The 15,234-nt window shown below is 36.1% G+C and carries 13 protein-coding genes; 9 read left to right on the plus strand and 4 right to left on the minus strand.

Going from position 1 to position 15,234, the window contains the following annotated elements; genetic code table 11:
- Window positions 1-18: 18 nt before the first annotated feature.
- Window positions 19-2,562: a YfhO family protein gene (locus tag L0P31_RS04780; RefSeq protein WP_238095998.1), complete on the minus strand. Its 2,544-nt coding sequence runs from the start codon at window positions 2,560-2,562 to the stop codon at window positions 19-21.
- Window positions 2,563-2,620: 58 nt separating this feature from the next.
- Window positions 2,621-4,243: an ATP-binding cassette domain-containing protein gene (locus tag L0P31_RS04785; RefSeq protein WP_238096000.1), complete on the minus strand. Its 1,623-nt coding sequence runs from the start codon at window positions 4,241-4,243 to the stop codon at window positions 2,621-2,623.
- A gap of 205 nt (window positions 4,244-4,448) precedes the next feature.
- On the opposite strand from L0P31_RS04785, the gene trpS reads away from it, so the two are divergent.
- Together trpS and guaB are read left to right on the plus strand one after the other, a co-directional pair.
- On the plus strand, window positions 4,449-5,474 hold the full coding sequence (trpS, locus tag L0P31_RS04790) for a tryptophan--tRNA ligase (RefSeq protein WP_173224834.1): 1,026 nt from the start codon (window positions 4,449-4,451) through the stop codon (window positions 5,472-5,474).
- A 151-nt stretch (window positions 5,475-5,625) separates the two neighbouring features.
- Window positions 5,626-7,104 carry an IMP dehydrogenase gene (guaB, locus tag L0P31_RS04795; protein WP_000073418.1) on the plus strand — a complete coding sequence of 493 codons (1,479 nt, stop codon included), beginning with the start codon at window positions 5,626-5,628 and terminating at the stop codon, window positions 7,102-7,104.
- Between the two features lie 56 nt (window positions 7,105-7,160).
- Here the strand turns inward: guaB and recF are convergent, their stop codons facing one another.
- Both recF and yaaA read right to left on the minus strand, forming a co-directional pair.
- The gene (gene recF, locus L0P31_RS04800) at window positions 7,161-8,252 is read right to left on the minus strand and encodes a DNA replication/repair protein RecF (protein ID WP_238096002.1); all 1,092 of its coding nucleotides are present in this window, start codon (window positions 8,250-8,252) and stop codon (window positions 7,161-7,163) included.
- A 2-nt stretch (window positions 8,253-8,254) separates the two neighbouring features.
- Entirely contained in the window at window positions 8,255-8,623 is a 369-nt protein-coding gene (yaaA, locus tag L0P31_RS04805) for a S4 domain-containing protein YaaA (protein WP_238096004.1), read from the minus strand.
- A 158-nt stretch (window positions 8,624-8,781) separates the two neighbouring features.
- On the opposite strand from yaaA, the gene yfmF reads away from it, so the two are divergent.
- The 7 genes from yfmF to L0P31_RS04840 are packed head-to-tail and all read left to right on the plus strand — an operon-like array spanning window position 8,782 to window position 15,193.
- Window positions 8,782-10,032, plus strand: a complete 1,251-nt coding sequence (yfmF, locus tag L0P31_RS04810) for an EF-P 5-aminopentanol modification-associated protein YfmF (RefSeq protein ID WP_070528321.1) — start codon at window positions 8,782-8,784, stop codon at window positions 10,030-10,032.
- Window positions 10,029-11,312, plus strand: coding sequence for an EF-P 5-aminopentanol modification-associated protein YfmH (yfmH, locus tag L0P31_RS04815; RefSeq protein ID WP_070528323.1), 1,284 nt, complete (start codon window positions 10,029-10,031; stop codon window positions 11,310-11,312). The genes yfmF and yfmH overlap by 4 nt, the downstream gene beginning before the upstream one ends.
- A 59-nt stretch (window positions 11,313-11,371) precedes the next feature.
- Window positions 11,372-12,202, plus strand: a complete 831-nt coding sequence (gene rodZ, locus L0P31_RS04820) for a cytoskeleton protein RodZ (protein WP_238096103.1) — start codon at window positions 11,372-11,374, stop codon at window positions 12,200-12,202.
- A gap of 10 nt (window positions 12,203-12,212) precedes the next feature.
- A complete protein-coding gene (pgsA, locus tag L0P31_RS04825) occupies window positions 12,213-12,758 on the plus strand; it encodes a CDP-diacylglycerol--glycerol-3-phosphate 3-phosphatidyltransferase (protein WP_238096006.1) in 546 nt (181 codons plus the stop codon).
- Window positions 12,755-13,582 carry an energy-coupling factor ABC transporter ATP-binding protein gene (locus tag L0P31_RS04830; RefSeq protein ID WP_070528333.1) on the plus strand — a complete coding sequence of 276 codons (828 nt, stop codon included), beginning with the start codon at window positions 12,755-12,757 and terminating at the stop codon, window positions 13,580-13,582. Before pgsA ends, L0P31_RS04830 begins: the two co-directional genes overlap by 4 nt.
- Entirely contained in the window at window positions 13,567-14,406 is an 840-nt protein-coding gene (locus L0P31_RS04835; RefSeq protein ID WP_238096008.1) for an energy-coupling factor transporter ATPase, read from the plus strand. The genes L0P31_RS04830 and L0P31_RS04835 overlap by 16 nt, the downstream gene beginning before the upstream one ends.
- Window positions 14,399-15,193 carry an energy-coupling factor transporter transmembrane component T family protein gene (locus L0P31_RS04840; RefSeq protein ID WP_070528340.1) on the plus strand — a complete coding sequence of 265 codons (795 nt, stop codon included), beginning with the start codon at window positions 14,399-14,401 and terminating at the stop codon, window positions 15,191-15,193. The genes L0P31_RS04835 and L0P31_RS04840 overlap by 8 nt, the downstream gene beginning before the upstream one ends.
- Window positions 15,194-15,234 lie beyond the last annotated feature (41 nt).

Consider the following 15,234-nt stretch of genomic DNA (forward strand, 5'->3'; position numbering starts at 1 on the left):
ACCAATTGGTCGATTTTTTTATGTATTAGATGTCTTTCGTTTGTGATTATAAATTCCAAATAGTAAAAGTGAAGTAAAGGAACAGATTGATCCAGTAATAAAACCATTGGGAATAAAGGAAAGTGTAATAATTTCTTTTCCCTTAGGAACGTCAACTTTCATAAAGCCAGTTTGAGCTTGTTTAATCTCTATTTTCTTACCATCTTGGTAGGCAGACCAACCTTTGTCATAAGGAATGGTGAAAAAAATAGATGTATCTTGTTGGACATCATATGTAGCAAAAACCTTGTTTTTAGAAGTTGATACTGTTACAGGCTGTTCTTTAATTTTTTGAATTGCCTCAGTTAAAGTTTGGGTATCTAAACGATAGAAGGTAGGAGATTCAAATGATACTTGTGAATTTCCAGGGAAACTAACATAAATATTGAAAGTTTTTGTCTCTTTTGTATAACCTAGATTAAAGAAGGAGAAGACATTATCAGTTGTAAAAGTTTTCTTTTCTCCATTTACAAGGATGTCAACCTTTTTTTGTTTGTCATTAGAAAAGTGAAGGTTTGTGAAAGAAAGATAAACTTGGCTGTTTTCTGGCACTTCAATTTGATACTGGATTGCTGCATCCTCAGTTGAAGAACTTGTGACACTAATCAAATCATTAGTATTTTCTGTTTTGTCATAAGGTATTGGAGAAAAATAATCAAAATTGACGTTAGCAAGTTGATTTAAAAACGAGGCCTGATTATCCAAAGTGTGTTCATTGAACTTGACATCATTGTAAACAGATTGACTAGCAAATGCAATCGGAAGAGAGTATTGATTTTCATATAGGGTAAGATTATCTTTTTGATAGATATCTTTAAAACCATACTTATCAATAGGACTGTCTGAGATATTGTACTGGATACCAAATAAACTATCAGCCAAAATACTATTATTTGCATAGCGGAGATTGAGATTAGTCCCAGAGGATTTAAACCCGAGTTTATCCAAAGTAGAGCTTGCTGAACGATTTCGAACAGATGAAAATTGAGAGATTCCATTGTAGTTGAATTTCATACTGTCATTTCCTGTCTGAGTTTGTAGTTTTTCAGTACGAGTAAATTGATTTCCAATATCTGTTGAGAAAGATTCCATAGCTGGGATATCTCGATTATATGAACTTCGAGAAGCAAAACCCCATTCTTTAGCAATTCCGTCCATTTGAGATGAAGCATTTAAACTCATTTCAACCATTATAAATAAAGAGATTAGAATGGCAAATAGATTTACAGAGATAAACTTTTTGATAACTGCAAGGAGTAAAAGCGAATAGACAACCAAAAATTCAAGAGTAAGCAGAATATTCAAATCTGTTAAAAAAGAATAATGCGATTTTAGATAGATGGTAGCTAAAAATCCTGTTACTATAAGAAAAAGCGAAACTAAAAAATTCCAGATTTTAATTTCTTTCAGACGATTTAAGACTTCCGCTGCTGTGTAAATTAACAAGGTAGAGAAAATCCAAGCATAGCGATGTAAAAACATGTTTGGAGTATGCATGCCTTGCCAAAATAAATCAAGAACTTCAATATAAAAGCTTGCAATTAGAAATGTAAAGAAGATTGCATAGATAAGTTTCACGTGAAACTTAATAGATTTCAGCGTAAAAAATAAAATGGTCAAAATAAAGGGAAGTAGTCCAACAAAAATCATTGGGATGGCCCCATACTTTGTTGTATCAAAGGAACCGATGAATTGCTTAGCAAAAAGATCAAGATACCAGCTACTTTCAGTTTGAAACTTTGTAACTTCAGTCAATTTTTCCCCATGTGTCTGTAAATCAAACAGAGTAGGAAGAGTCAGAATCAAACTAGCCATACCAGCTAAAACAGAGGTGATTATGAAATCAAGAAAAGATGATTTTCGGGTTTTAAAGTCCCAAGAAATTTGACAGAGATACCAGAAAATAAGAAACAATGCTGTCATATAGCCAAAATAATAGTTTTGGATAAATAAGATTGACAGACTTGTAAAGTACAATAGGAATTTCTTTTCAGTGATGAGTAGCTGTAAACCAGTTATAATTAAAGGAATCAAGATAAAAACATCTAGCCAGGTTTTTATCTCTAATTGACTGACAGTGAAACTCATCAGAGCATAGGAAGTAGATAAAGCTAGTTTTAAAGGATTAGGAATCGATTGAAATAATTTATTTAAACTAAAGTAAGTTGACAGTCCAATCAATCCAAATTTTAAGAGAGTTGTCAGATAGACAGCATCTGGCATATTCGACAGATTAAAAAAGTAAACTAGAGGTGAAAGGAAACTTCCCAAGTAATAACTAGATAGGGCATAGAAATTTAATCCGAGGCCACTTGTAAAGGTGTAAAATAGACTACCATTTCCATGTAGGATATTTCGTAAAGCTACATCAAAAATAACGTATTGATGAAAGCCATCTCCTAATAATGGAGATGTATCGCTGTTCCAGTAGATACCTTGAGATAGATATACTCCTGTCATAATCAATAAGGGAATGATGAAAGAAACAAAATAGGTCCAATATGTTTTAAAAAATAATTTCATGTTACCTCATAAAATGTTAGAAAACTCAGCTGGTTAATCCAACTGAGTTTTGAATTTTTTAGTCTTTCCAAAGTTCTTTTACTTTTGCTTGTACTTCTGCATTTTCTAGGAATTCATCATAGGTTTCATCGATACGATCAATGACGCCATTTTTGGACAAGACAATGATATGGTTAGCTAGAGTTTGAATAAACTCGTGGTCATGGCTGGCAAAGATGATTGATTCTTTAAAGTTTTTCAATCCATCATTCAAGCTTGAGATAGATTCCAAGTCCAAGTGATTGGTTGGATCATCAAGTACAAGGACATTTGATTTTAAGAGCATGAGTTTTGAAAGCATGACACGAACTTTTTCTCCCCCTGACAAGACATTTACAGGTTTGTTAACCTCATCTCCAGAGAAGAGCATACGGCCGAGGAAGCCACGTAGGAAAGTATTGTCATCTTCTTCTTTACTTGCGAATTGACGCAACCAGTCAAGAATTGATTCTCCCCCTGCAAAATCTGCCGAGTTATCTTTTGGCAAGTAAGAACGGCTAGTAGTTACTCCCCACTTGACAGTTCCTTCATAGTCAATGTCACCTATGATTGCACGAATTAATGCAGTCGTTTGGATGTCATTTTGTCCAATAAGCGCTGTCTTATCACCTGGACGCAAGATAAAGCTGATATTATCTAAAATAGTCTCACCATCAATCTTTACAGTTAGATTTTCTACTGTCAAGAGATCATTACCAATCTCACGTTCCGCTTTAAAGTTGATAAATGGATATTTACGACTAGATGGTACAATTTCTTCAAGTTCAATCTTATCAAGCATTTTCTTACGTGATGTTGCCTGTCTTGACTTAGAAGCATTAGCAGAGAAACGAGCAACGAACTCTTGTAATTGCTTAATTTTTTCCTCTGCTTTGGCATTACGGTCTGCCAGCAATTTAGCAGCAAGCTCAGAAGATTCCTTCCAGAAGTCATAGTTTCCGACATAGAGCTTGATTTTTCCAAAGTCAAGGTCGGCCATGTGAGTACATACTTTGTTTAAGAAGTGACGGTCGTGGGATACTACGATAACGGTGTTATCAAAATCAATCAAGAAGTCTTCTAGCCATGTAATTGATTGGATATCCAAACCATTGGTCGGCTCGTCCAAAAGAAGAACATCTGGTTTACCAAAAAGTGCTTTGGCGAGGAGAACCTTTACTTTTTCACCGTTGGCCAACTCGCTCATATTTTGATAGTGCAATTCTTCTGGGATATTTAGGTTTTGAAGGAGTTGAGAGGCTTCACTTTCTGCTTCCCATCCTCCAAGCTCGGCAAACTCTCCTTCAAGTTCGGCAGCACGCACTCCATCTTCGTCTGAGAAATCTTCCTTCATGTAGATGGCATCTTTCTCTTTCATGATGCTATAAAGTTTTTCATTTCCCATGATAACAACATCAATGGCACGTTCATCTTCATAGTCAAAGTGATTTTGACGAAGAACAGAGAGACGTTCATCTGGACCAAGAGAGATGTGACCAGTAGTAGGTTCGATATCTCCAGCTAAAATTTTTAAAAAGGTAGATTTTCCGGCACCATTAGCACCGATTAATCCATAAGTATTTCCTTCTGTAAATTTGATATTGACATCATCAAAAAGTTTGCGATCACTAAAACGTAGTGAAACATCAGATACTGTAAGCAATGTTTTTCTCCTATATGTGTAATATATTCATTCTACTAGAAAATACGGAAATATTCAAATTTTTATCTGTCAATTTTATGTAAATTAAATTTACAGCACACTTTACACAAATCCGTAAATAGCAAGGTTGATTTATTTTGATAAATTGCGGTTATTTCATTAAAAAAATGCTATAATTGAAAGGACTATATCGAAGGAGAACAAAATGACTAAACCCATTATTTTAACAGGAGACCGTCCAACAGGAAAATTGCATATTGGGCATTATGTTGGAAGTCTCAAAAATCGAGTATTATTACAGGAAGAGGATAAGTATGACATGTTTGTGTTCTTGGCTGACCAACAAGCTTTGACAGATCATGCCAAAGATCCTCAAACCATTGTAGAGTCTATCGGAAATGTGGCTTTGGATTACCTTGCAGTTGGATTGGATCCAAGTAAGTCAACTATTTTTATTCAAAGCCAGATTCCAGAGTTGGCTGAGTTGTCTATGTATTATATGAATTTAGTGTCATTAGCACGTTTGGAGCGCAATCCAACTGTCAAGACAGAAATTGCTCAGAAGGGATTTGGAGAAAGCATTCCGACAGGATTTTTGGTTTATCCAATTGCACAAGCAGCTGACATCACAGCCTTTAAGGCCAACTATGTTCCTGTTGGGACAGATCAGAAACCAATGATTGAGCAGACTCGTGAAATTGTTCGTTCTTTTAACAATGCATATAACTGTGATGTCTTGGTAGAACCGGAAGGTATTTATCCAGAAAATGAGAGAGCAGGGCGTTTGCCTGGTTTAGATGGAAATGCTAAAATGTCTAAATCACTCAATAATGGTATTTATTTAGCTGATGATGCGGATACTTTGCGTAAAAAAGTAATGAGTATGTATACAGATCCAAATCATATCCGCGTTGAGGATCCAGGTAAAATTGAAGGAAATATGGTTTTCCATTATCTAGATGTTTTTGGTCGTCCAGAAGATGCTCAAGAAATTGCTGACATGAAAGAACATTATCAACGAGGTGGTCTTGGTGATGTGAAGACCAAGCGTTATCTACTTGAAATATTAGAACGTGAACTTGGTCCTATTCGTGAGCGCCGTATTGAATTTGCTAAGGATATGGGAGAAGTTTATAATATGCTTCAAAAAGGTAGTGAAAGAGCGCGTGAAGTTGCAGGTCAAACTCTATCTGAGGTTAAAGGAGCAATGGGACTTCATTACTTTAACTAAGTTTATTTTACAAGAAACTATCATTTCTATCTTGAAGAAAAGATAGTTTTTTATTTACCCCTGTAACATTTGACAAATTTTTATAGAATGGTATGATAGATACAATATAAAAAGAGTCAAGCTCAAAAAGAAAGAAAAGAGGAAACTTCGAATGTCTAATTGGGACACTAAATTTTTGAAAAAAGGTTTTACCTTTGATGATGTATTGCTTATTCCAGCTGAAAGTCATGTGTTGCCTAACGATGCAGATTTAACAACTAAATTGGCAGATAATCTGACTTTAAATATCCCAATTATTACCGCTGCCATGGACACAGTTACAGAGAGTCAAATGGCCATTGCTATTGCTCGTGCAGGTGGTCTCGGAGTTATCCATAAAAACATGTCAATTGCTCAACAAGCAGACGAGGTTCGTAAGGTAAAACGTTCTGAAAATGGAGTTATTATTGATCCCTTCTTCTTGACACCTGAACATACAATTGCTGAAGCAGATGAGCTTATGGGGCGTTACCGCATCAGTGGTGTTCCAGTTGTTGAAACACTTGAAAATCGTAAATTGGTTGGTATTTTGACAAACCGAGATCTTCGTTTTATTTCAGATTATAACCAACCAATCTCAAATCATATGACTAGTGAAAATCTTGTTACTGCTCCTGTGGGTACAGATCTTGCAACAGCTGAGAGCATTCTTCAAGAACACCGTATTGAAAAACTTCCGTTGGTAGATGAAGAAGGTCGTCTTTCTGGTTTGATTACTATCAAAGATATTGAAAAAGTTATTGAGTTTCCAAATGCCGCTAAAGATGAGTTTGGTCGTCTACTAGTTGCAGGTGCAGTAGGTGTTACTTCAGATACATTTGAACGTGCAGAGGCTCTTTTTGAAGCAGGAGCAGATGCGATTGTTATTGATACTGCACATGGTCATTCTGCAGGTGTCTTGCGTAAAATTGCTGAGATTCGTGCTCACTTCCCAGATCGTACTTTGATTGCTGGAAATATTGCAACAGCTGAGGGTGCACGTGCCCTTTATGAAGCAGGTGTAGACGTTGTCAAAGTTGGTATTGGGCCAGGTTCAATCTGTACAACTCGTGTGATTGCTGGTGTCGGTGTTCCGCAAGTAACAGCTATCTATGATGCTGCAGCTGTTGCGCGTGAATATGGTAAAACGATCATTGCTGACGGTGGAATCAAGTATTCTGGAGATATTGTAAAAGCCCTTGCTGCAGGTGGAAATGCTGTTATGCTTGGATCAATGTTTGCTGGAACAGACGAAGCACCAGGTGAAACTGAAATCTTCCAAGGACGTAAATTCAAGACTTACCGTGGTATGGGATCAATCGCAGCAATGAAGAAAGGTTCAAGCGATCGTTATTTCCAAGGTTCTGTCAATGAAGCAAACAAACTTGTTCCAGAAGGAATTGAAGGTCGTGTTGCTTATAAAGGTGCGGCAGCTGATATCGTCTTCCAAATGATTGGAGGTATTCGCTCTGGTATGGGTTACTGTGGTGCAGCTAACCTTAAAGAACTACACGATAATGCTCAATTTATAGAAATGTCTGGTGCTGGTTTGAAAGAGAGCCATCCTCATGATGTACAAATTACTAATGAGGCACCAAATTATTCTATGTAAAAAACAATCAAAAGAACTCCTGCGAAAACAGGAGTTCTTTTACGATGTTGTCAATTTTAATTTACACTAACTTTACCATCCTGAATAGTAAAGATACTTAGATTTTCTGGCAGATTTTGAAGATGATCTAAGCTTGTTGTTGTGATAAAGGTTTGGATTGAATGAGAAATCGTTTCTAATAATTTTAGTTGTCTAGTGTTGTCAAGTTCGCTCATAACATCGTCAAGCAGTAATATTGGAGATTCTGTAGTAATGCTTTCCATTAATTCGATTTCTGCTAATTTTATCGAGAGGACGAGACTACGATGTTGTCCTTGGCTTCCGAAACTAGCATCCATCCCATTTATATAAAAAGAAATGTCATCTCGATGAGGACCGACACCAGTATTCTTTTTAAATAAATCTCTGGACCTACTTTTTTCTAAAGCAATTTTGAAAGATTCGGATAAGTCTTCTTTGTCAGTTGGCTTGACAGAAGATTGATAGGATATTGACAACTCTTCAATCTGATTAGAGAGTTCAAAATGTTTCTTACGACCAAATGATTCTAGTTTTTTTATGAAATCTAAGCGGTGATTCATTACACGACATCCATAATCAACTAGCTGATCATCTAACACAGAAAGGAATGTTTCATCTATTGTTTGAGCTGATTTTAAATAGGTATTTCTTTGCTTAAGAATATGGTTATAATTGGTTAAATCTGATAGATAGATGGGCTTAATTTGCCCAAGCTCCATATCAATGAATTTTCGTCGAACTGAAGGTGCTCCTTTAATTAGTTGTAAATCTTCAGGAGCAAATAGGACAACATTCATGTGTCCTACATAGTCTGAAAGGCGTGCCTGTTTTAAATGATTAACTTTTGTCACACGGCCTTTTTGTGTTAGTTCGATTTCTAGAGGAATGGATCCAGTTTTTTTCTGAACAAGACCTGAAAGATGAAGCTGTTCCTCATCAAAATGAATGAGATTTTTATCTGTTCGAGTTCGATGGCTACGTGTTAAGGCTAAAAAATAGATAGCCTCTAACATATTTGTTTTTCCTTGTGCATTGCGTCCTAAAAAGACATTTAATTTAGGATTAAAGTCTATTTTCGTCTCTTTATAGTTGCGAAAAGTTTTGAGAGATAGGTGTTGTAGCCACATGATTATCTACCAGGGAATCGCGGAGCTTGTTTGCTTTTTGGTGATGAAGTAGGTTTAGAGTTGTCTTTTTTTACTCCCTTATTCATCTCTTTGACGAGTTTAGCGATTCGTTCTTTTTCAACTTTATCAGCCTGGTATTCATCTTGTTCTTCAAAAGTAGGTTGTGTCAACAAGATGTCAATATTCATGTCAGGGATGTCAACTTTATCACCAATACGAAGTTTTTTACCACGACGATTCTCTAATTCCCCATTAAAGTAAACAGAATGTTCAGAGAGAAATGATTTGATAGCTCCTCCGCTATGTGTAATTCCAAGTTCTTTGAGTAGTGCTTGGAGGGTAATAAATTCTTCAAATAATTTGTATTCCATAATTCACCTCAATCTTTGGTATTATACCATATTTTCCTAAAAATAGTGAGAGAAATAGGGAGAAATGTAAGCGATTTTTATTTCAAAAGTATTACAGAGAACAAGAAAATTTCAGGTTTTCGTGATATAATAGAAGTCTGTATATAAGGAGGTAAGTCATGGAGTTAGTGCATGGAATTTCAACACATTTTATCCAATCAAAAAAGTTTAAAACGAACAAAATTACCGTGCGTTTTACCGCTCCATTATCCCTCGATACGATTGCAGGTCGCATGTTGAGTGCGAGTATGCTAGAAACGTCCAACCAGATGTACCCCACTTCTCAAGCTTTGAGAAGACACTTGGCCAGTCTATATGGTACAGATATGTCAACCAATTGTTTTAGAAGAGGGCAAAGTCATATTGTAGACTTGACATTTAACTATGTTCGTGATGAGTTTTTAAGTAAGAAAAATGTGCTAACTTCTCAGGTTTTGGAACTAGTAAAAGAGACTCTTTTCTCACCCGTGGTAGTTGATAATGGATTTGATCCAGCCTTATTTGAAATTGAGAAAAAGCAATTGCTAGCAAGTTTAGCAGCTGATATGAATGATTCTTTTTATTTTGCACATAAAGAATTAGATAAATTATTTTTTTATGATGAACGTCTCCAATTGGAATACAGTGATTTACGAAATCGTATTTTAACTGAAACTCCACAAAGTTCTTCTTCTTGTTTCCAAGAATTTTTGGCCAATGATCGAATAGATTTCTTTTTCTTAGGTGATTTTAATGAGATTGAAATTCAAAATGTATTAGAATCATTTGGTTTTAAAGGTCGAGAAGGAACTGTGAAGGTTCAGTATTGTCAACCTTATTCCAATATTCTGCAAGAGGGTATGATTCGGAAAAATGTGGGACAGTCCATTTTAGAGTTGGGCTATCATTGTCCTTCTGAATATGGTGATGAGCAACATTTACCCATGATTGTAATGAATGGTTTACTTGGTGGATTTGCTCACTCTAAACTATTTACAAATGTCCGTGAAAATGCTGGATTGGCTTATACTATTTCAAGTCAGCTTGATTTGTTTAGTGGATTCTTGAGGATGTATGCTGGCATTGATCGAGAAAATAGGAATCAGGCTAGAAAAATGATGAATAATCAATTACTTGATTTAAAAAAAGGTTATTTTACAGAGCTTGAGCTAGAGCAGACAAAGGAAATGATTCGTCGGTCTTTGTTGCTTTCTCAAGATAATCAAGGTTCATTGATTGAACGTGCTTATCAAAATGCCTTACTTGGAAAATCTTCAGCAGACTTTAAAAGTTGGATTGCAAAACTCGAGCAAGTTGACAAAGAGGCTATTTGTAGAGCAGCTAATAATGTGAAACTACAGGCGATTTACTTTATGGAAGGAATAGAATGACAAAGGTTGTTTTTGAAGAAAAATACTATCCAGCTGTAAAAGAAATGGTTTATCAAACTCGTTTGTCAAATGGATTGACAGTTGCTCTTTTGCCTAAAAAGGAATTTAAAGAGGTTTACGGGAGTGTAACTGTACAGTTTGGTTCGGTAGATACGCTTGTCACAGAAGTTGACGGAGATGTAAAAGAATATCCTGGAGGAATTGCTCATTTTCTTGAACATAAATTATTTGAGAGAGAAGATGCTAGCGATTTGATGTCAGCTTTTACGAGTCTAGGTGCAGATAGTAATGCCTTTACAAGCTTTACAAAAACAAACTATCTTTTTTCAGCAACGGATCATCTCTTAGAGAATGTAAATTTACTTGATGAATTGGTGACATCAGCACATTTTACTGAAGATTCCATTTTAAGAGAGCAGGATATTATCCAGCAAGAACGAGAAATGTATCAAGATGATCCAGATTCGTGTTTATTCTTTTTAACTCTAGCGAATTTGTATCCTGGCACACCTTTAGCAACTGATATAGTTGGAAGTGAGGAGTCCATTTCCCAAATCAATCTAATTAATTTGCAAGAAAATTTTACAAGATTTTACAAACCTGTAAACATGTCTCTGTTTTTAGTTGGTAATTTTGATGTGGATCAAGTACAGGACTATTTTGAAAGAAAAGAACTGGAAGATTTAGATGTTCAGGAAGTAGCAAGAGAAAAGTTTGTTTTACAAGCTGTAAAGCACACAGACAGTATGAGAATGGAAGTGTCTTCTCCCAAACTAGCGATTGGGATTAGAGGTAATCGAGAAGTTGCTGCAGTGGATTGCTATCGACATCATATTTTATTAAAATTATTATTTGCAATGATGTTTGGTTGGACTTCGGATCGTTTTCAGAAATTATATGAATCAGGTAAAATTGATGCGTCCTTATCTCTTGAAGTTGAAGTAACAAGTCGCTTTCATTTTGTTATGTTGACAATGGATACAAAAGAGCCGGTTGCTTTATCTCATCAGTTTAAAAAGGCTATTCGTAATTTCACAAAGGATTTAGATATTACAGAGGATCATTTAGATATTATAAAAAGAGAGATGTTTGGAGAATTTTTCAGTAGCATGAACTCTCTTGAATTTATTGCAACGCAATATGATGCTTTTGGACAGGGTGAGACAATCTTTGATTTTCCGAAAATTTTACAGGAAATTACTTTAGAGGATGTCCTTGATGCTGGATATCATTTAATAGATGATGGTGATATAGTTGATTTTACAATATTCCCATCGTAGTAACTAATCATAATAGACACTAGAAACATAATAGAAACTAGAAAGAAGGAATGACAAGTATGAGGAAAAAAACAATTGGTGAGGTTTTACGTTTAGCTAGAACTAACCAAGGGTTGACTTTAGAAGAATTACATAAAAAAACAGAAATTCAGTTAGATATGTTGGAAGCAATGGAAGCTGATGATTTTGATCAACTTCCTAGTCCATTTTATACTCGTTCTTTTTTGCGTAAGTATGCATGGGCAGTTGAGCTAGATGAGCGAATTGTCTTGGATGCTTATGATTCTGGGAGCATGATTACTTATGAGGAAGTAGATGTTGATGAAGACGAGTTGACAGGCAGGAGACGTTCAAGTAAGAAAAATAAGACATCATTTTTACCTTTATTTTATTTTATACTCTTTGCACTATCGATTGTAATTTTTGTGACTTATTATGTTTGGAATTATATCCAGACTCAACCGGAGCGTTCATCTGCGTCTAGTTATAGTGTAGTCCAAGCAACAAGCTCGACTAGTTCTGCAACTCCATCTTCAACTAGTAGTAGTTCATCAAGTAATTCTTCGAATACTGAACCAGCTATAACGGTATCGGGTGAAGGAAATCGAGTAGAAGTTGCTTATAAAACGAGTAAAGACACTGCAAAATTGCAATTATCAGTGTCAGATGCTAGAAGTTGGGTTAGTGTTTCAGAAAGTGATCTTGAGGGGGGTGTGACTTTATCACCGGATAATAAAAGTGCGGAAACAAGCGTTTCAACTAAAAATCCTGTAATAATTACGTTAGGTGTTGTAAAAGGTGTTGCTTTGACAGTAGATAATCAGACTGTTGATTTATCGAAATTAACAGCTCAGACTGGACAAATCAATGTAACCTTTACTAAAAATTAAGGAAAAACGAATGAAAAAAGAACAAATTCCAAATATCTTAACAATAGGTCGAATTCTTTTTATACCTATTTTTATCTTTATTTTAACAGTAGGAAATTCGATAGAGAGTCATATAGTAGCAGCTATTATCTTTGCGATTGCCAGTATCACAGACTACTTAGATGGATATTTAGCTCGTAAATGGAATGTGGTCAGTAATTTTGGTAAATTTGCAGATCCTATGGCGGATAAGCTACTAGTTATGTCGGCTTTTATTATGCTGATTGAGTTAGGTATGGCTCCGGCTTGGATTGTTGCAATGATTATTTGTCGTGAGTTGGCTGTGACAGGTTTGAGGCTTTTACTGGTTGAAACTGGTGGAACAGTTTTAGCAGCAGCAATGCCTGGAAAAATTAAAACTTTCAGTCAGATGTTTGCGATTATTTTCTTACTATTACATTGGACTTTGCTTGGGCAAATTCTACTTTACGTAGCTTTGTTTTTCACTATCTACTCTGGCTATGATTATTTCAAGGGTAGTGCCTATGTATTTAAAGGGACATTTGGTTCGAAATGAAATCAATAATTGATGTAAAAAATCTTTCTTTTCGCTATAAGGAAAGTCAGGAGTACCATGATGTGAAGGATATTACGTTTCACGTGAAACGTGGAGAATGGCTTTCGATTGTAGGGCATAATGGTAGTGGTAAATCAACGACGGTTCGCTTAATTGATGGCTTACTGGAAGCAGAATCCGGAGAGATTGTAATTGATGGCCAACGGCTGACTGAGGAAAATGTTTGGAATATACGTCGTCAAATCGGTATGGTTTTTCAAAATCCAGACAATCAATTTGTTGGAGCGACTGTTGAAGATGATGTTGCCTTTGGTTTGGAAAATCAGGGACTTTCTCGTCAAGAAATGAAAAAGAGAGTGGAAGAAGCTCTGGATTTGGTTGGCATGTTGGACTTTAAAAAGAGAGAGCCAGCACGTCTATCAGGTGGCCAAAAGCAACGTGTGGCTATTGCAGGTGTTGTAGCCCTAAGACCAGCTATTTTAATCCTAGATGAAGCAACGAGTATGTTGGATCCTGAGGGACGTAGAGAACTGATTGAGACAGTAAAAGGAATTCGAAAAGACTATGATATGACGGTCATTTCCATTACCCATGATTTGGAAGAAGTTGCCATGAGTGATCTTGTATTGGTCATGAAAAAAGGGGAAATTGAATCAACTAGCAGTCCAAGAGAACTTTTCTCTCGAAATGATTTAGATCAAATTGGATTAGACGATCCTTTTGCCAATCAATTAAAACATTCTTTGAGCCAGAATGGCTATGATTTGCCTGAAAATTATTTGACAGAAAGTGAGCTAGAGGATAAACTATGGGCATTGCTCTAGAAAATGTGAGTTTTACATATCAAAAAGGGACTCCCTTAGCTTCAACAGCTTTGTCGGATGTTTCTTTGACGATTGAAGATGGTTCTTATACGGCTTTAATTGGCCACACAGGTAGTGGTAAATCAACTATTTTACAACTCTTAAATGGTTTATTGGTGCCAAGCCAAGGGAGTGTGCGAGTTTTTGATACCTTAATCACTTCGACTTCTAAAAATAAAGATATTCGTCAAATTAGAAAACAGGTTGGCTTGGTATTTCAGTTTGCTGAAAATCAGATTTTTGAAGAAACGGTTTTGAAAGACGTTGCTTTTGGACCGCAAAATTTTGGAGTTTCTGAAGAAGATGCGGAGCAGATTGCTCGTGAGAAACTGGATCTGGTTGGAATTGATGAATCACTTTTTGATCGCAGTCCGTTTGAGCTGTCAGGTGGACAAATGAGACGTGTCGCCATTGCAGGCATACTTGCCATGGAACCAGCCATATTAGTCTTAGATGAGCCCACAGCAGGCCTAGATCCCCTGGGAAGAAAAGAGCTGATGAATTTGTTCAAAAAACTCCACCAGTCAGGGATGACCATTGTCTTGGTAACGCATTTGATGGATGATGTTGCTGAATATGCAAATCAAGTCTATGTGATGGAAAAGGGACATTTAGTTAAGGGTGGTAAACCAAGTGATGTCTTTCAAGATGTTGTCTTTATGGAAGAAGTGCAGTTGGGAGTACCTAAAATTACGGCCTTTTGTAAACGATTGGCTGATAGAGGCGTGTCATTTAAACGATTACCGATTAAGATAGAGGAGTTCAAGGAGTCGCTAAATGGATAGTATGATTTTGGGGCGTTATATCCCAGGGGATTCGATTGTTCACCGATTGGATCCGCGTAGTAAATTACTGGCTATGATGCTACTGATTTTAATTGTTTTTTGGGCTAATAATCCCTTGACGAATCTAATTCTTTTTATAGCGACAGGGATATTTATTGCCTTGTCAGGAGTATCTCTTTCATTTTTTATTCAGGGCTTGAAGTCTATGTTTTTCTTGATTGCCTTCACAACTATTTTCCAACTGTTTTTCATTTCTAATGGGAATGTTTTATTTGAGTTTTCGTTTGTGAGAATAACAGATTATGCTTTGCAACAAGCTGGAATTATCTTTTGTCGCTTTGTATTGATTATTTTCTTTTCTACTTTGTTAACCTTAACGACCATGCCCTTAAGTTTGGCATCAGCTGTCGAAGCTTTATTAGCGCCTTTAAAGCGTGTGAAAGTTCCAGTTCATGAAATTGGTTTGATGCTGTCTATGAGTTTGCGTTTTGTTCCGACCTTAATGGATGATACGACGCGGATTATGAATGCACAGAAAGCGCGTGGAGTGGATTTTGGAGAAGGAAGCATTGTTCAAAAAGTAAAGGCGATGATTCCTATTTTGATTCCTCTTTTTGCGACAAGTTTAAAACGTGCAGATTCCTTGGCTATTGCCATGGAAGCGCGTGGTTATCAGGGTGGAAAAGGTAGAAGTCAATACCGACAATTGAAATGGACTCGAAAGGATACGCTGACCATTCTTGTTATTATCATACTTGGTTGTTGCTTATTTTTCTTAAAATCTTAGTAGCTTTCAGGAATTGATAAAAAGTTACTGTAACAGTTTTT

It is taken from the genome of Streptococcus mitis, assembly GCF_022137125.1.
GTDB classification, from domain to species: Bacteria; Bacillota; Bacilli; order Lactobacillales; family Streptococcaceae; genus Streptococcus; species Streptococcus mitis_CE.